The 15656-nt window shown below is 70.6% G+C and carries 15 protein-coding genes; 2 read left to right on the top strand and 13 right to left on the bottom strand.

All coding sequences use genetic code 11. The features are described from left to right. The first annotated feature begins 22 nt into the window (after positions 1 to 22). Positions 23 to 1735 carry a PucR family transcriptional regulator gene (locus ACYVGI_RS09445; protein ID WP_460632335.1) on the top strand — a complete coding sequence of 571 codons (1713 nt, stop codon included), beginning with the start codon at positions 23 to 25 and terminating at the stop codon, positions 1733 to 1735. Between the two features lie 86 nt (positions 1736 to 1821). Here the strand turns inward: ACYVGI_RS09445 and ACYVGI_RS09440 are convergent, their stop codons facing one another. The 8 genes from ACYVGI_RS09440 to ACYVGI_RS09405 form a co-directional block, all read right to left on the bottom strand. Further along, positions 1822 to 2178 carry a cupin domain-containing protein gene (locus ACYVGI_RS09440; RefSeq protein WP_460632334.1) on the bottom strand — a complete coding sequence of 119 codons (357 nt, stop codon included), beginning with the start codon at positions 2176 to 2178 and terminating at the stop codon, positions 1822 to 1824. After that, the gene (locus tag ACYVGI_RS09435; protein WP_460632333.1) at positions 2178 to 3098 is read right to left on the bottom strand and encodes an ABC transporter permease; all 921 of its coding nucleotides are present in this window, start codon (positions 3096 to 3098) and stop codon (positions 2178 to 2180) included. Before ACYVGI_RS09435 ends, ACYVGI_RS09440 begins: the two co-directional genes overlap by 1 nt. Continuing rightward, positions 3095 to 4132, bottom strand: a complete 1038-nt coding sequence (locus ACYVGI_RS09430; protein ID WP_460632332.1) for an ABC transporter permease — start codon at positions 4130 to 4132, stop codon at positions 3095 to 3097. Before ACYVGI_RS09430 ends, ACYVGI_RS09435 begins: the two co-directional genes overlap by 4 nt. Further along, the gene (locus tag ACYVGI_RS09425) at positions 4132 to 5316 is read right to left on the bottom strand and encodes a polyamine ABC transporter substrate-binding protein (RefSeq protein ID WP_460632331.1); all 1185 of its coding nucleotides are present in this window, start codon (positions 5314 to 5316) and stop codon (positions 4132 to 4134) included. Before ACYVGI_RS09425 ends, ACYVGI_RS09430 begins: the two co-directional genes overlap by 1 nt. Position 5317: 1 nt before the next feature. Further along, positions 5318 to 6457 (bottom strand): ABC transporter ATP-binding protein, encoded by a 1140-nt coding sequence (locus ACYVGI_RS09420; protein ID WP_460632330.1) that lies wholly within the window; start codon positions 6455 to 6457, stop codon positions 5318 to 5320. 66 nt (positions 6458 to 6523) lie between these two features. Beyond that, positions 6524 to 7930, bottom strand: coding sequence for an NAD(P)/FAD-dependent oxidoreductase (locus ACYVGI_RS09415; protein WP_460632329.1), 1407 nt, complete (start codon positions 7928 to 7930; stop codon positions 6524 to 6526). Between the two features lie 146 nt (positions 7931 to 8076). Next, positions 8077 to 8433: a cupin domain-containing protein gene (locus ACYVGI_RS09410; RefSeq protein ID WP_460632328.1), complete on the bottom strand. Its 357-nt coding sequence runs from the start codon at positions 8431 to 8433 to the stop codon at positions 8077 to 8079. Positions 8434 to 8460: 27 nt separating this feature from the next. Further along, a complete protein-coding gene (locus ACYVGI_RS09405) occupies positions 8461 to 9030 on the bottom strand; it encodes a carboxymuconolactone decarboxylase family protein (protein ID WP_460632327.1) in 570 nt (189 codons plus the stop codon). Between the two features lie 70 nt (positions 9031 to 9100). On the opposite strand from ACYVGI_RS09405, the gene ACYVGI_RS09400 reads away from it, so the two are divergent. After that, positions 9101 to 9838, top strand: a complete 738-nt coding sequence (locus tag ACYVGI_RS09400; RefSeq protein ID WP_460632326.1) for a class I SAM-dependent methyltransferase — start codon at positions 9101 to 9103, stop codon at positions 9836 to 9838. 46 nt (positions 9839 to 9884) lie between these two features. On the opposite strand, the gene ACYVGI_RS09395 is transcribed toward ACYVGI_RS09400, so the two are convergent. From ACYVGI_RS09395 to nadB, 5 genes are all read right to left on the bottom strand, one after another. Next, the gene (locus ACYVGI_RS09395; protein WP_460632325.1) at positions 9885 to 10247 is read right to left on the bottom strand and encodes an iron chaperone; all 363 of its coding nucleotides are present in this window, start codon (positions 10245 to 10247) and stop codon (positions 9885 to 9887) included. A 28-nt stretch (positions 10248 to 10275) separates the two neighbouring features. Next, positions 10276 to 11778, bottom strand: coding sequence for an MDR family MFS transporter (locus tag ACYVGI_RS09390; protein ID WP_460632431.1), 1503 nt, complete (start codon positions 11776 to 11778; stop codon positions 10276 to 10278). Positions 11779 to 12001: 223 nt separating this feature from the next. Then, positions 12002 to 13144: a cysteine desulfurase family protein gene (locus ACYVGI_RS09385; RefSeq protein WP_460632324.1), complete on the bottom strand. Its 1143-nt coding sequence runs from the start codon at positions 13142 to 13144 to the stop codon at positions 12002 to 12004. Then, positions 13141 to 14004, bottom strand: a complete 864-nt coding sequence (gene nadC, locus ACYVGI_RS09380; protein WP_460632323.1) for a carboxylating nicotinate-nucleotide diphosphorylase — start codon at positions 14002 to 14004, stop codon at positions 13141 to 13143. The genes ACYVGI_RS09385 and nadC overlap by 4 nt, the downstream gene beginning before the upstream one ends. Next, positions 13998 to 15656, bottom strand: a complete 1659-nt coding sequence (nadB, locus tag ACYVGI_RS09375) for an L-aspartate oxidase (RefSeq protein ID WP_460632430.1) — start codon at positions 15654 to 15656, stop codon at positions 13998 to 14000. The genes nadC and nadB overlap by 7 nt, the downstream gene beginning before the upstream one ends.

The raw sequence follows: 15656 nt of genomic DNA, 5'->3' as shown, positions 1-15656 counted from the left end.
AGCGATGCCAGATCGTCGGGGCTTGACCGCAGGCGATACAGATCGTCCGGAGGACGGCTCGTCGGCAGTCCTGCCCACCATCAGGGATGTCCTCCGCTTCGACGAGGTCGCCCGGGCCCTGCCGGAGGTGCTGTCCGGGGAGGACGAGCTCGACCGCCCGGTGCGCTGGGTGCACGTCTCGGAGACGGCGGAGAGCGCCCGGTTGCTCAGCGGAGGCGAGCTGCTGCTCTCCACCGGCGCCGGCTGGCCATCCGACGACGCAGGGCTGCTCGCCCTGGCCGATCGTCTGGCGGCGGGAGGCATCGCGGGTCTCGTGCTCGAACTGAGCGACAGGATCCCGGAACCGCCCGCATCCCTCGTGGCGGGTTTCCGTGCCTCCGGGATGCCGTTCGCGGTGCTGCACAGAGAAGTGCGCTTCATCGCGATCACGGAGGCCGTGCACTCGCGCATCATCGCGGACCAGATGGTCGCCCTGCGCGCCAGGGACGAGATCCACGCCCTGTTCACCGAGCTCAGCCTGCGCGGGAGCCCCGCCGACTTCATCGTGGCGCAGGCCGCGCGGGCGCTCGCAGCCCCCGTGGTGCTCGAAGACCTCAACCACCGGGTCATCGCCGCCTCCGGCATCGACGCCGCCGAGATCGCCCTCCTGGACTGGGAGCAGCGCTCCCGGCAGGCGCACCGCGGCACGGGGGAGGAGCGCTGGCTGATCACCCCCGTCGAGGCGCGCGGGATGCGCTGGGGCCACCTCATCGCGCTCTCCGGGCTCCCGCATCCGGCCGGGCGCTCGAACGTGCTGGAACAGGCGGCGGTCGCCCTCGCGCTCAGCAGGCTCGCCGACCGGGATGCGGACGAGTGGACCAGGCAGAGCCACGACCGGCTGCTCGGCGCGCTCCTCGGGCGCCGGTTCGCGAGCGAGAGCGGGCTGGTCGCCCGCTTCGAGGCGTCTGGACTGCCGGTCGCCGGCCGCGTGCTGAGCGGAGCGGTGATCGGGCTGCGGCATGGCGGCGCCAACGGTGCGGTGCTCGCCGACGCCGCCACACGCGAGGCCCGCGATCAGGGACTCGACGTGCTCGTGGCTCAGCATCCGGAGCGCGCAGCGGGGATGCTCGTGCTCGCGGTGTCGTCGCGCCCGGAGCGGCCGGTGACGGATGCGGCGCTGACGGCGGTCGGGCAGGCGGTCGGGCGGGCGGCGGGCGCGGTTGGCGCGGCAGGCGCGGCAGGCGCGGCAGGCGCGGTTGGCGGCTCGGCGGGCGCAGCCGGAGCGGGCGGCGCGGCCGGAGCGGGCGGAGGCGCGGCGGTGACCGTCGCGCTCGGCTCGCAGGCCCCCGGCATCCCCGGCCTGCTGGCGTCCATCGCCGAGGCCGGCCAGCTCATCGCCCGCGCGGACGGCAAGCGCTCCCGCAGCACGACGATCCTGCGCGCGGAGCACCGCCCGCTGCTGCGCCTGGTCACTACGCTCGGCGCCGACCCGCGGATGCAGGAGCACAGTGAACTGATGCTGCGACCGCTGATCGACTACGACCTCGCCAACGGCGGCGACCTCCTCGACGTGCTGCGCGCCTACGCGGCCCACCCCGGCAACCGCACGAAGGCGGCGGCGGCGAGCCACCTCTCCCGCTCGGTCTTCTACCAGCGCATCGCCCTCATCGAGGACCTGCTCGCGATGGACCTCGACGACGGCGAGACCCTCTCCGCCCTGCACGCCGCCCTGCTGGCCCGCTCCGCCCGCGGCTGACCCCGCCCCGCCCCTCCGAAGCCATCGAGCCGGGACCTATGCACGCGACACGCCGGGCGGAGCGTGCATAAGTCCCGGCTCGATTATCAGGCCAGCCACAGTTTGCGGAGCGTTCGGGTCACCGTCCAGCGGGTGGCGTCGCCGGCGGTCAGCCGCACCACATCGCCAGGCTCGACGGTCAGCACGTCGCCGGTCGCCGTGAACTCGATGGTCGCGTGCCCGGCGAGCACCACGAACAGCTCGTCGACCTCCACGTCGGTCGACGTGCCGGGGGTCATCTCCCAGACGCCCACCTCCACGTCGCCGAACGTGCCGAGCGAAGCCAGCCCTGTCGTGGGCGAGCCCGCCACCCTCTGCGCGTCGGGGACCGGTTCGTGCGCGAGCGGCAGGGCGAGCGCATCCACTCGTCCCGTCGCGGAGAGACCGCCGGCAGCGTCGCCCATCACGCGCTCGCCAACGTCTTCGCCATCTCCTCCGTGGATGCGCCGCTGCGGCGAAGCACGAACGCCACGACCGCGAGGGCGATCAGGGTGAGCACGAACATCACGGCGGACACCGCGGCGATCTCCGGCCGCAGGCCGACACGGAGGGAGCTGAAGATGTAGACCGGCCACGGGGTCGAGCCGGGGACCTGCACGAAGCTGGACACGATCGTGTTGTCGAGACTGAGCGTGAACGACATCAGCGCGCCCGCCCAGATCGCCGGGCTCGCCACGGGGAGCGTGATCTGCCAGAAGCGTTTCAGCGGCGGCGCATACAGGTCGGCGGCCGCCTCCTCGAGTGCCTCGTCCATGCCCTGCATCCTGGCGCGGACGATGAACGTCACGACCGCGACGGACAGCACAGCGTGGGCCACGACGAGGCGCACAAGGCCATTGCTGAACACGCCGATGCCGAAGTCCGTGCCGAGGCTGACGAACCAGGGGAGCATCGACACCGCATCCACGATCTCGGGCGTGAACAGCGTGATCGTGAGCAGCAGCGTCGCCCAGAGCACCCAGGAGGCACGCGCCCTGGAGCGTGCGAGCGCCAGGCCGCCGAGCGTGCCGAGGATCGTCGAGAGCACCGCGGCTCCGAGCGCGGCCTCCAGCGAGGTCACCACGGACGACCGGATCACCGGGTTCGCCCACGCGTTCAGGTACGCGTCGAAACCGAAGCCCTGCCAGGTCGCCAGCAGCCTGCCGGTGTTGAACGAGTACACCAGCATCACCAGGATGGGCAGGAACAGGAACGCGAACACCAGAACGCCCCACACGGTCAGCCCGATGTGCACCCCGTCGCGGCGGTGCCGCACCCGAGGCCGGTCGCCGGACTCCTTCGTGCGGACTGCGGCCATCGCCTCTGTCGCCGTCTGCGCGCTCACGCCGACGCTCCCTTCGTGAGGTCGACCCGTCGCGAACGGCGGACCAGGAACCGGATGATCAGGGTCACGCCGCCGACGACGATCACGGCCGCGGCGATGAACAGCATCAGCAGCACCGCCATCGCCGAGCCGAGCGCCCAGTTCTGCGCGGTGTTGAACTGACTGGCCACGAGCTGGCCGACCATGTTCCCCTGCGCACCGCCGAGCACCGACGCCGTGACGTAGTCGCCCATCAGCGGGATGAACACCAGCAGGCATCCGGATGCGATCCCCGGAGCCGCAAGCGGAAGCGTCACCTGCAGAAACGTGCGCACCCGGTTGGCGCCCAGGTCGGCGCTCGCTTCGCGCAGCGGCTGGCCCGCGCGATCCATCGCGACGTAGAGCGGCAGGATCATCAGCGGCAGGTAGTTGTAGACCACGCCGAGCTGCACCGCCGCCTGGGTGTAGAGCACATCGAGGTTGCCGTGGATGATCCCGAGCCCCTGCAGCGCGTCCGAGAGGAAACCCTGCGGCGAGAGCACGATCTGCCAGCCGAGCGTGCGCACCAGGAAGTTGGTCCAGAACGGCACGAGCACCAGCGCCAGGGCAAGCGCCCGGTACTGCGGCCGCAGCTTCACCGCCAGCCAGTATGCGAACGGCACCGCGATCACCAGGCAGATCGCCGTGCCGAGCAGCCCGATCCGCAGGGTGTTCAGGAACGTGCCGAGGAAGGTCGCATCCAGCGCCTCCGCGTAGCGATCGAAGGACAGCTTGTCGTTGGCGTGCGCGGAGAACAGGTCGGGCTTGTAGCCGAAGCTGTACCAGAGCACGAGCGCCAGCGGCACGATGAAGAAGAACAGCACGAACGCCCAGGTCGGGAAGCCCGCCACGGTCGTCCCTGAGATCCGGGAGCGGAGCGGGCGGCGCTGCCGGGGCGCGCTGCCGCCAGCGTCGCGCGTACCGTCACCGCGCGTCCCGTTCCCCCGCGTGCCGTTCCCCCTTCTGGCCCCGGCGCGCTCGCCGTCGGCCCGGGATGCGGTCGCCGTCGCTGTCATCACGAGCCTGCCTTCGCCATCATGCGGTTCACGATCGACACCAGCCGTTCGGCCGCGTCGTTGAGTTCGGCCGGGGTGAGCCGCGCGATCACCTCGTCGGAGGGGAACACCAGCTCGGGAAGGTCGAAGCCCTCCTTCTGCGCCCGCTCCTTCAGCCCCTTCACGCCGGTCGAGTACCCGATGTAGTCGACCTCGCGGTACGAGGCGTCCGGTTCCAGGATCGCGTCGATGAACGCGTACGCCGCATCCGGATGCTGCGCGCCGGTCGCGATGGCCCAGGTGTCCATCCAGAGGTTGGCCGTGGGCGTCGGATAGACGAACTTCCAGTTCTTCGGGACGGTGTCCGTCGCGAGCAGTCCCTGCCTGGCGTCGCCGTTGAACGCCTGGATCAGCGCGAAGGTGCCCTCGGGGATGCCGCTGGTGACCGCGGTCGAGTTGAACGCCTTGAGGTGCGGGGCGAGCGTGTTCACCAGGTACTGCTCTGCCGCATCCAGGTCGGCCTTCTTCGTCGTATTCGGGTCGATGCCATTGGCGGCGAAGTACATGCTCGTCACCTCCCACGGGTCTTCCAGCACGGCGACGTTCTTGCTCGCCTCCTTCTGGGCGGCATCGAGGAAGTCGGCCCACGAGGTCATCGGGCGGGTGATGACGTTCGTGTCGTACGCGAACCCGGTGGTGCCCCAGTCCTTGCAGACCGTGTACACGTTGCCGCGGTCCCAGGACTGGTCGGTGTAGTGCGGGTCGAGGTTGCCGAAGTTGCGCAGACGCGAGTGGTCGAGCTTCTGCAGCAGACCGTTCGCGGCCATCATCGGCACGTAGTTGCCGGTCGGGACGACGATGTCGTAGCCGCTCGTGCCGCGGGTGGCGCCGAGCTTGGCGATCATCTCCTCGTTGGAGCCGTAGCTGTCGAGCTGCACGGTCACGCCGGTCTTCTTCTGGAACGAGGAGATGTTGGCCGGGTCGTCGTAGTCGCCCCAACTGTAGACGTTGAGCTGGCTCTCCAGCTTCCCGTCCGGGGCGATGGATGCGCCGAACGCGGTCTGCCTGCTGCACGCGCTGAGCGCCAGCCCGGCCGCGGTCACGGCGAAGCCGCTGAGCAGGGCGCGCCTGGTGATCCGCGCGGAGCCCGCCTTCGGGATGAGGGCGACGACGTCGGCCGTGCGCCGGTCTCCGAGACCCGCCATCTCAGGCGGCCTCTGCGTCGTCGGAGGCGGATGCGGATGCGGAGGCGGTCTCGGACGCGTCGTCGCCGGGGAACACGTGCACCTCGGTCTCCTCCCAGCCGCACCACACGTCCTGGCCGGTGCTGAGGTGTGCGGCCTGACCTGGAGCCTGCCGCGACAGCAGTTCGACACCCGCCGCCGTGACGACCACGTACTGGATCACGTCGCCGAGGAACGAGATCCCGGCCAGCGTTCCGCGCACCGCGTTCGTTGCCGGACGCTCGGCGGAGACCGTGACCGCCTCGGCGCGCACAGCGACCCGCACGCGGTCGCCCGCGTGCGCATCCGGTCGCCCGGCTGCAGAGCCGACCGGTCCGTCGGGGGAGAGCAGGACGCCGTCCTGCTGCACGGTCGCGTCGAGGAAGTTCTGCTTGCCGATGAACCCGGCCACGAACGCGTTCGCGGGAGACAGGTACACAGACTCGGTCGATCCGACCTGCTGCACCGCGCCGCCCTGCATCACCACGATGCGGTCGCTCATCGAGAGCGCCTCCTGCTGGTCGTGGGTGACGAACACGAACGTGATGCCGAGCTGGCGCTGCAGCAGCTTCAGTTCGATCTGCATCTCCTCGCGCAGCTTCCGGTCGAGGGCGGACATCGGCTCGTCGAGCAGGAGAACGCGGGGGCGGTTGACGAGTGCGCGCGCCAGGGCGACGCGCTGCTGCTGGCCGCCGGAGAGCTTCTGCGGGCTCCGGTCGGCGAACCCGCCCATGCGTGCCATGTCGAGCGCATCCCGCACCCGTCCGGCGATCTCGGCGCGCGGCACCCGCTTCTGCCGCAGGCCGTATGCGACGTTCTCGGCGACGGTCATGTGCGGGAACAGGGCGTACGACTGGAACACGGTGTTGACCGGGCGCTTGTACGGCGGAGTGTTCACGACGCTCGCCCCGCCGACCAGGATGTCTCCAGCATCCGGATGCTCGAACCCGGCGATCATGCGCAGCAGTGTCGTCTTGCCGCAGCCGGACGGACCGAGGAGGGAGATGAACTCGCCGCTGTGCACGTCGAGGTCGATGTGATCGACCGCCGTCTGCGAGCCGAACAGTTTGGTGACGCCGCGCAACTGCACGGAACCGTCGGTCTCGGGTGGGCTGATCGTCATCGATGTTCTCCTCGGTACTGTCGGGCCGGTGGGGTCGGGGCCGGTGGTCGGTGCGCGCTGGCGCGGTCAGCTATCGAAGCCGAGACCGACCGCATCCAGGGTCTTCAGGAACAGGTTGCGCCTGCCGTCGTTGTGGTCTGCGCGGTCGAGCGACACCCGTGTCAGGTTGATGCCGATGGATGCGGCGGGCTCGGGAGGGAACGGCAGCGGCTTGCTCTTCACCATCGCCAGCTCGGTGCGTTCGGTGCTGCGGCCGGCGAGCAGGTCGAGCATCACCCTCGCGCCGAAGTGCGTCGCGGCGACGCCGAGGCCGGTGTACCCGGTCGCGTAGGCGACGCGGCCTCCGCGGGCGGAGCCGAAGAACGCGCAGAACCGGCTGCAGGTGTCGATCGCGCCTGCCCACTTGTTGCTGAACCGCACGCCTTCCAGTTGCGGGAAGGTGGTGAAGAAGTGGTTCGCCAGCTTCGCGAAGGTCTCCGGCCGGTTCTCGTACTCCTCGCGCACCCGCCCGCCGTAGTGGTAGATCGCGTCGTAGCCGCCGAACAGGATGCGGTTGTCCGCCGAGAGCCGGTAGTAGTGGAACTGGTTGGCCGAGTCGCCGAGACCCTGCCGTCCCGACCAGCCGATGGATGCGAGCTGCGCGTCGGTCAGCGGCTCGGTCATCAGCACGTAGTCGTACACCGGGACGGTCGCCAGCTTGTTGCGCTTGAGCAGGCTCGGGAACACGTTGGTCGCGAGCGCCGTGCGCTCCGACCGGACGACGCCGCTCGGCGTCTCCAGCACGGTTCCGTCGCCGATGCTCTGCACCGGGCTGTTCTCGAAGATCTCGACGCCGGCGTCGACGCAGGCGCGGGCGAGCGCTCTGGCGAGCTTCGCCGGGTGCACCAGCGAGGAGTCGCGGGTGCGGAGCAGGCCGCCGAGATAGCTGGGGGAGTGCACCTCGGCGCGCACCGCGTCGGTGTCGAGGAACACAGCGTCGTCGCCGTCCGCCGCCTCGCGCAGCCACTCGACCTGGTGCGGCTCCGTGGCGATGTCGATGGCGCCGTTGCGTTCGAAGTCGGCGTCGAGGCCGAGCTGCAGGATCGTCGACTCGATCTCGTCGAGGTTCTGCATCCCGAGCCGCTGGAGCTGGTCGAACTCGTGGGGGAACCGGCTGCGCCCGTTCTCCTCGCCGTGGGTGAGGCTGGCCTCGCAGAAACCGCCGTTGCGTCCGGAGGCGGCCCAGCCGATGCGACGGGCTTCGAGAAGGACCACCCTGGCGGCCGGGTTCTCCTGCTTGGCGAGGAGCGCGGTCCAGAGGCCGGAGTATCCGCCGCCGACCACCGCGAGGTCGCAGCCGATGTCGCCGGTCAGCGTCGGGTATGCGTCGCCTGGCGCATCCTCCGTCCAGAACACCGCCTGCCGTGTGTCCGCCAGAGCGTGCCGCACGACGGACGCGTCCGGGCGGCTTCGTTCGAATACGGTGCTGCCCACGGTGTCACGCGCCTCTCTGCCTGGTGTTTGGAACATTCTGCCTGTCCCCACCGACACAGAACGACCGATTCCGTACCGATTCCGACGAGTTTCCATCCATTTCGTCCGACGATGTGCCGGGAACGGTGCGAAAACCGTCGTCGCGTTCAGGGGAACGCGATCGACGGCTCCTCGTCGGCGCCGACCGGGAAGTGCCCGAGGAATGTCACGCCCTGTGGGCCGGCGTCGAAGCGCGCGATCCGGCCGCCCTCCGGCTCGTAGAACATATCGCCCGCGATGAGCACGCGCTCCTCGCCACCCTCGATCTGGTAGATCGCGGTGCCGGTCTCGATGCTCCCGATGACGGGGCCGTTGTGGACGTGCAGCCCGGACTCGGCGCCGGGCGCGATCGTGATCCGACGGCTCTGGATGCGGCCGAACAGCCGCGGCTCCGGCAGCGTCACATCCTGCACGACGACACGGACGACAGGATTCTCGGCGGGGTTCTCGGCGGACGGCTCCATGTCTCCGACACTAGCGGCCAGCGCGCATCACAGGGGAGCGAGCAGCGCCCCGCGCAGCCGGTCGCTGAGACCGGGGGGCACGTCCACCTCCACCGCGAGCGCCTGAATCGCGCTGCTGAAGTAGCTGCGGGCGGCGGCCGCGAGGGTGATGTCGACGATCTCCCTGTCGGTGAAGCCCAGCTCGCGCAGCCTTAGGCTGTCCGCCTCCGTCATCGCGTGCGCCTCGCGGGCGACGCGTTCCGCGTAGTCCATCATGGCCACCTCCGCCTCGCTCAGGTCGGCGTCGTGGTAGTCGCGGGCGATGCGTTCGAGCTGATCCTCCTCGATCAGCGGGAGGGTCTTGCGGCCGTGCGCCAGCCGGCAGTGCTCCGAGTGGGTGCCCTGGGCGGCCGCGAGAGTGACCAGCTCGTAGCGGCGCATCCCGAGCTGGGACACGATGGCTCTGACGAGCTGCTCCCACGCCAGGTACGCCTCCGGGTTCACGGCCATGGCGCGCGTGTGCGATGCGACGTAGCCGAGGTCACGCTGGTCTTTGGCGTAGATCGCGGCGACGTCGCCCTCCGCGTCCTCCGGGTCTGTCGTCGAGATGATGGACATGTCTTCCTCCTCCGTCGCAGGACCTCTCCCCATGGTCGCACCGCGCCCGCGTGCCCGCTAGCGTTGAGCCGTGACCGAGGATGCCAGCTACCGAGACCCCCGCCTCGCCGCCCTCTACGACCGGATGAACCCGTACGCGGCCGACACCGAGTTCTATCTGGCGTTCGGCGACGAGCATCCCGGTTCCCGGATCGTGGACATCGGCTGCGGCACGGGGCTCCTGACCGTGGAGCTCGCCCGCAGGGGCCACCGGATGCTCGGGGTCGATCCGGCCGACGCCATGCTCGCGATCGCACGTGGCAGAGACGGAGGCGAGCTGGTCGAGTGGGTGACCGGCGACGCGAGCGCGCTGCCGCCTGCCGACGCGGACCTGGCGATCATGACCGGCCACGTCGCCCAGGTGTTCGTCGCCGACGACGCCTGGCGGGATGCGCTCACAGCGACCCGCCGCGCGCTCACGCCGGGCGGACTGCTGGTGTTCGAGAGCCGCGACCCGCGCGCGCAGGCGTGGCTGGGCTGGGAGGACGGCCGCGAGGTCATCGAGACGGACGATGGGCAGGTGATCGCCTGGAACGAGGTCACAGGCGACTCGGCGGGGGTGGTGGGCCTCACCGGTCATTTCGTGCTGCCGGACGGCGAACACCTCACGGACGAGGGCGCGCTGCGCTTCCGCACGGAGGAGGAGTTGCGGGCGTCGCTGGTGGGTGCCGGCTTCGCCGTGCGCGCGGTCTACGGCGATTGGATGCGCGGCCCCGTCACCGACAGCACCACCGAGCTCATCGTGGTCGCGGAGGCTCGCCCGTTCTAGCGCCTGACGCCCGGTCTAGCTGCCGACGCCCCGCCTAGCGCCCCGCCTAACGCCCTGCCTCGGCGACGCGATACTCGATGATGGTGCGCAGCGTGTCGACGCTGAGCGGCGCATCCGGTGAGAAGTGCAGGGTGGCGCCGCTGAACGAGCCCTCGCCGAGCGTGCCGTCGAGCGCGGCGGCAGCCGGGGGACTCATCAGCAGCAGGCTGCACTCCTTCGCCGTGGCGGAGAGGCCGATCAGGCCGCGCCCGCGGTAGCGGAACACGGGCACCCGGTAGCTGATGACCTGCTCGGCTTCCGGCAGGAGGTTCACGATGCGGTCGCGGACCGTTCGCAACGCCGTCGAGTACGGCTCTCCGATCCGGTCGAGGTACTCCTCGACGGTGTCTGCTTCGACGCCGCGTGCCATGTCGCCCTGCCGATCCGTTCGCGCAGGCTCAGTGCGCGAACTGTCCTTCCGGCGCGATCACATCGGCCGGTTTGCGGATGAAGAACGCACCGACCACCCCGAACAGCGAGATGATCGCCGCAGCGAGGAACGCCGCCCGGATGCCGCCCGCGGTCGCCGAGTCGATGTTGACGCCGGAGCCGACCAGCGTGGCCGTGTGCACCGACATGATCGCGACGAGAAGGGCCGTTCCGGCGGCGCCCGCCACCTGCTGCACCGTGCCGACGATCGCGCTGCCGTGCGAGTACAGGTTCGGCGGAACGGCGCCGAGGCCCGCGGTGAACAACGGCGTGAACATCAGCGCCAGCCCGATGCTCAGCGTGACGTGCCCGGCGAGGATCAGATACTGCGAGGTGTGCTCGGTGATGAGCGTGAACGCCCACAGCACCAGGCTGACCAGGATCGCTCCAGGCACCACCAGCACGCGCGGTCCGAACCTGTCGTAGATGCGCCCGACGAACGGCGCGATCAGTCCCATCACCAGGCCACCAGGCAGAAGCAGCAGCCCTGTCGCAAGCGTGTCCAGGTGCAGTACATGCTGCAGATAGAGCGGGAGCACGATGATCACGCCGAACATCGCCGCCGTGCTGATCGCCATCAGCACGATCGACACCGTGAAGATGGGGGCCGTGAAGGTGCGCAGGTCGAGCAGCGCCCTGTCCTGCCGCTGCAGCAGGAGCTGGCGCACGATGAACGCGGCGAGAGACGCGCCGCCGACAGCGAGCGACACCCACATGACCGCGGGAGACGAGCCGGGGCCGGACTCCGCGGTCTGGGTGAGGCCGTAGAGCAGTCCGCCGAAGCCGAACGCGGAGAGGATCACCGAGAGCACGTCGATCTTGACCTTCTGCGGCTCGGTGACGTTCTCGACGAACTTGATTCCGATGAGCAGCATGACCGCGGCGATCGGCAGCACGATCAGGAAGATCCAGCGCCAGTCGAGGTAGTTGAGGATGAAGCCGGAGATGGTCGGGCCGATGGCCGGGGCCACGGAGATGACGATGGAGACGTTGCCCATCGTGCGCCCTCGCTTCGCCGGCGGCACCAGGGTCATCAGCGTGGTCATCAGCAGCGGGATCATGATCGCCGTGCCGGACGCCTGGATGACGCGGGCGACGACGAGCAGACCGAACCCGGGGGCGATCGCAGCGGACAGCGTCCCGAGCGAGAACAGGCTCATCGCCGCGATGAAGATGCTGCGTGTGCTGAACCGCTGCAGCAGGAACCCGGTGATCGGGATGACCACCGCCATCGTGAGCATGAACGCGGTCGACAGCCACTGGGCGGCGAGCGCGTCGATCCGGAGGTCGTCCATCAGCTTCGGGATGGCAACCGACATGATCGTCTCGTTGAGGATGACGACGAAGGTGGCCGACAGCAGCAGCCAGATCACGCGGTTGTTGCGCTTGGTGTGGTCGGGGGCGGCGACCGCCTCTACCGGCGCACCCGTTCCGACCGGCGCACCCGTTCCGACCGGCGCACCCGCTCCCACCGTGGCGTCGGCGGCGGATCCGGCGACCACGGGGACGTCGAAGGCGGGGTCGGCGAGCGCCTCGGGCGCGGGAGGGGTGTTCTCAGTCACGGATTCGAGCGTACTGGTGACCACTGACATGCGGGGTTTCGGCAGCGTTAACGTTCGCCGCGTTCACTCTGCGCGTAATCCATGCGTCCGCATCCGCGCGGGACGGCGGCGCGCTGAGCCTGGGCCGCCCCGCTCAGCGCCGCAGGCCCGACACCTCGCGCACGGCGTCCCCGACCGCGGGAGCGACGGAGGCGAGCGTGTCCGCATCCACCTCAGGTCCCCAGGAGAACCGCACCGCCGTGCGCGCGATGTCCTCGTCGTAGCCGAGTGCGAGCAGCACGTGCGACGCGTCCTCGCTTCCCGCCGCGCAGGCCGAACCGCTCGACGACACGACGCCGCGCCGTTCCAGTTCGAGCAGGATGGTCTCCCCGTTGCTGCCGGGGAACACGAACGACGCTGTGCCGGGGAGGCGCGACGACGGGTGACCGGTGAGGCGCGCATCCGGGAGCTCGGCGAGCACGGCTGCGACGAACGCATCCCGTGCCGTCGCCGCAGCCGCGGCATTGGTCGACTGGTGCTCGGTCGCGAGCCGCACGGCCGCAGCGAGTCCGACCGCGCCCGCCACGTTCTCCGTTCCCGAGCGGCGCCCGCGCTCCTGCCCTCCGCCGTGCAGCACGGGCTCGACCGGGATGCGCCCGCGCACGTAGAGCGCGCCGATGCCCTTCGGGGCGCCGAGCTTGTGGCCGGAGACGCTGAGCGCATCCACACCCAGGCGTCCGACGTCGAGCGGCAGCCAGCCGGCCGCCTGCACCGCGTCGGTGTGGAACGGGATGCGCAGCTCCCGCGTCAGGGCGGACAACTCGGTGATCGGCTGCACGGTGCCGACCTCGTTGTTGGCGAGCATCACGCTCGCGAGCGTCGTGTCCGGTCGCAGCAGCGCGGCGAACGCATCGACGTCCACCAGACCGTCCCTGTCGACCGGTGCGACGTCGACGGTGAAGCCGTGCTGCCGCACCAGATAGTCCGCAGAGGCGAGCACGGCCTCGTGCTCGATCGGCGTCGTGACGATGTGCCGCCCGCGCGGGGCGGCGATGGCGATGCCCTTCACCGCGAGGTTGTCAGCCTCTGTGCCCCCGGAGGTGAACACGACCTCGGATGCGCGACAGCCCAGCCAGGACGCCACTGTCGAGCGCGCATCGGCCAGGGCCCGCGCAGCGGACTCGCCGACACCGTGGTGGCTCGACGGATTGCCGAAATCGCCGGTGAGGTACGGCCACATCGCCTCGAGCACCTCGCGGCGCACCGCCGAGGTGGCCGCCGCGTCGAGGTAGATCATGGCGTCGCGTCCACCACGACGTCGAGCCCGAGGTCGAGCGCGCGGACGCTGTGGGTGAGCGCACCGACCGAGATGACGTCGACGCCGGTCTCCGCGACGCTGCGCACGGTCGACAGGTTCACGTTGCCGCTCGCATCCACCCGTGCCCGCCCGGCGACGAGGGCGACGCCCTCGCGGAGCTGCTCGATGGTGAAGTTGTCGAGCATGATCGTGTCGATCCCCGCGGCGAGGACCGGCTCGATCTGGTCGATCCTGTCCACCTCGACCTCCAGGTGCGTCGTGTGCGAGAGCTGCGCGCGCACGGCGAGCAGCGCATCGGTCACCGACAGCCCGGTCTGATCGGTGAGGACGGCGAGGTGGTTGTCCTTCGCCATCACGGCGTCGGAGAGCGAGAACCGGTGGTTGTGCCCGCCGCCGGAACGGACCGCGTGACGCTCGAAGGCGCGCAGCCCTGGCGTGGTCTTCCTGGTGTCCACGATCCGTGCCGTGGTGTGCGCGACCTCGGCCACGTACGCGGCCGTGAGCGTCGCGATGCCGCTCATCCGCTGCACGAAGTTGAGCGCGACCCGCTCGGCCTGCAGCACCGAACGCGCCGGCCCCGACACGGTCGCGAGGGTGTCGCCCGCCTGGAACGTGCTGCCGTCCGCGACGGCGAGCTCCACGACGATGCTCGGGTCGGTGATGGTCATCGCAGCGGCGAACACCGCACCGCCGGAGAACGTGCCCGGCTCCCGCGCGGACAGGCGCGCCGTGGCATATGCCGTTTCCGGAATGAGCAGCGACGACGTGACGTCGCCCCAGGGCGCGTCCTCGACGAGCGCCGCGCGCACGACGGTCTGGACGATCTGATCGGTCAGCATGAAACGGTCACCTCGGTGTCGGTCAACAGGGCTGTGTCGGCCGCGACGGCAGTCCGCACAGTGTGCCGCGCCTCGGCGGCCGTGGAGGGGAAATCGGAGCGGAAGTGCGCGCCGCGCGACTCCTCGCGGCCGAGCGCCGACGAGACGACGAGCCTCGCCAGGTCGAGCAGGTTCGCGTCCTCGCGCTCGCGGGGCGTGCGTCCGCCGGCAGTGGATGCGCGCCACCCGGCGAGCACCTCCGCCGCTGCTTCGAGCCGATCCCGGTCGCGGTGCACGCCTGCGGCCTCCCAGAGCAGCGACTGGAGCTGCGCGCGGTCGACGGGGACCGCATCCACGTGTTCGGCGGGGGCGGCTGCGTCGAGTGCGCCGTGCAGCCAGTCGGGTGCGTCCGGCCAGTCACGTGCATCGGGCCAGTCGCGTGCATCGGGCCAGTCGCGTGCATCCGGCCAGTCGCGTGCATCCGGCCAGGCGACCGCGCTCGGCCACGCCCTGTCCGCGTCGATCGCCGCGACGGCCCTGTGGGCGAACACCAGACCCTCCAGCAGGGAGTTGGATGCGAGCCTGTTCGCCCCGTGCGCTCCCGTGCATGCCACCTCGCCGACCGCGTACAGGCCGGGGAGCGTGGTGCGCCCGCTGGTGTCGGTGGCGACCCCGCCCATCCAGTAGTGGGCGGCTGGGGTGACCGGAACGGGCTCGCTCGACCAGTCCATACCGGCAGCGCGGCAGGCCGCGTCGATGGTGGGGAAGCGTCTGGCCAGGAACTCCGCACCGAGTGCCGTCGCATCGAGCACGACGGGACGGCCGCCCTGCGCCGCCATCTCCACGGCTATGCCGCGGGCGACCACATCTCGCGGGGCCAGCTCGGCGTCGGGATGCACGTCGAGCATGAAGCGCTCGCCGCGCGCGTTCCGCAGCACGGCTCCTTCGCCGCGCACGGCCTCCGACACCAGGAACGAGCCGGGGATCGCGAGCGCGGTCGGGTGGAACTGGTAGAACTCCAGGTCGGCGACGGCCGCTCCTGCGCGCCAGGCGGCGGCGACGCCGTCCCCGGTCGTCACCGCCGGATTGGTGGTGTGCGCGTAGAGCTGGCCGGCGCCTCCGCTGGCGAGGATCACGGCGTCGGCGTCGAGCACCTCGGCGGTGCCGTCCGCCAGCAGCAGCTCGACGCCGGTGACGGCTCCGTTCGACACGACGAGGTCGCAAAGGAACGCCTGTTCCACGATGCGCGCTCCCGACGCGCGAACGGCGCGCACCAGGGCGCGCTCGATCTCGGCGCCCGTGGCATCCCCGCCGGCGTGCAGCACGCGCGCGTTCGAGTGCGCCGCCTCCAGTCCGCGAGCGAGGTCGCCGCCCGAGCGGTCGAACGCGACGCCGAACGCGATGAGGTCGCGGATGCGGTCAGGGCCCTCCGTGCAGAGGGCGGCCACCGCATCCCGGACGCCGAGACCGGCCCCGGCGCGCAGGGTGTCGTCCACGTGGGATGCGACGCTGTCGTCCGCGAAGTACGCCGCCGCGATCCCGCCCTGCGCATACGCCGTGTTGCTCTCCGCGAGCTCGGCCTTCGTCACCAGAGTGACGCTGTGCGTCCTGCTGGCCTCGACGGCGGCGACGAGCCCGGCGATGCCGCTGCCGACCACCACGATCCGCGGCAT

It is taken from the genome of Leifsonia lichenia (genome assembly GCF_054780215.1).
This window is presented reverse-complemented; position numbering and strand designations above follow the sequence as displayed.

Excerpts from the sequence above, each read along its gene's own strand:
- ACYVGI_RS09385 (WP_460632324.1), bottom strand. The coding sequence starts at position 13,144 with ATGATCTACCTCGACGCGGCGGCCACCTCGGCGGTGCGCCGCGAGGTG.
- ACYVGI_RS09410 (WP_460632328.1), bottom strand. The coding sequence starts at position 8,433 with ATGGAGCCGTCCGCCGAGAACCCCGCCGAGAATCCTGTCGTCCGTGTC.
- ACYVGI_RS09430 (WP_460632332.1), bottom strand. The coding sequence starts at position 4,132 with ATGACAGCGACGGCGACCGCATCCCGGGCCGACGGCGAGCGCGCCGGG.
- ACYVGI_RS09405 (WP_460632327.1), bottom strand. The coding sequence starts at position 9,030 with ATGTCCATCATCTCGACGACAGACCCGGAGGACGCGGAGGGCGACGTC.
- ACYVGI_RS09395 (WP_460632325.1), bottom strand. The coding sequence starts at position 10,247 with ATGGCACGCGGCGTCGAAGCAGACACCGTCGAGGAGTACCTCGACCGG.
- ACYVGI_RS09420 (WP_460632330.1), bottom strand. The coding sequence starts at position 6,457 with ATGACGATCAGCCCACCCGAGACCGACGGTTCCGTGCAGTTGCGCGGC.
- ACYVGI_RS09425 (WP_460632331.1), bottom strand. The coding sequence starts at position 5,316 with ATGGCGGGTCTCGGAGACCGGCGCACGGCCGACGTCGTCGCCCTCATC.
- ACYVGI_RS09440 (WP_460632334.1), bottom strand. The coding sequence starts at position 2,178 with ATGGGCGACGCTGCCGGCGGTCTCTCCGCGACGGGACGAGTGGATGCG.
- nadC (WP_460632323.1), bottom strand. The coding sequence starts at position 14,004 with ATGCTGACCGATCAGATCGTCCAGACCGTCGTGCGCGCGGCGCTCGTC.
- nadB (WP_460632430.1), bottom strand. The coding sequence starts at position 15,656 with ATGCCGCGGATCGTGGTGGTCGGCAGCGGCATCGCCGGGCTCGTCGCC.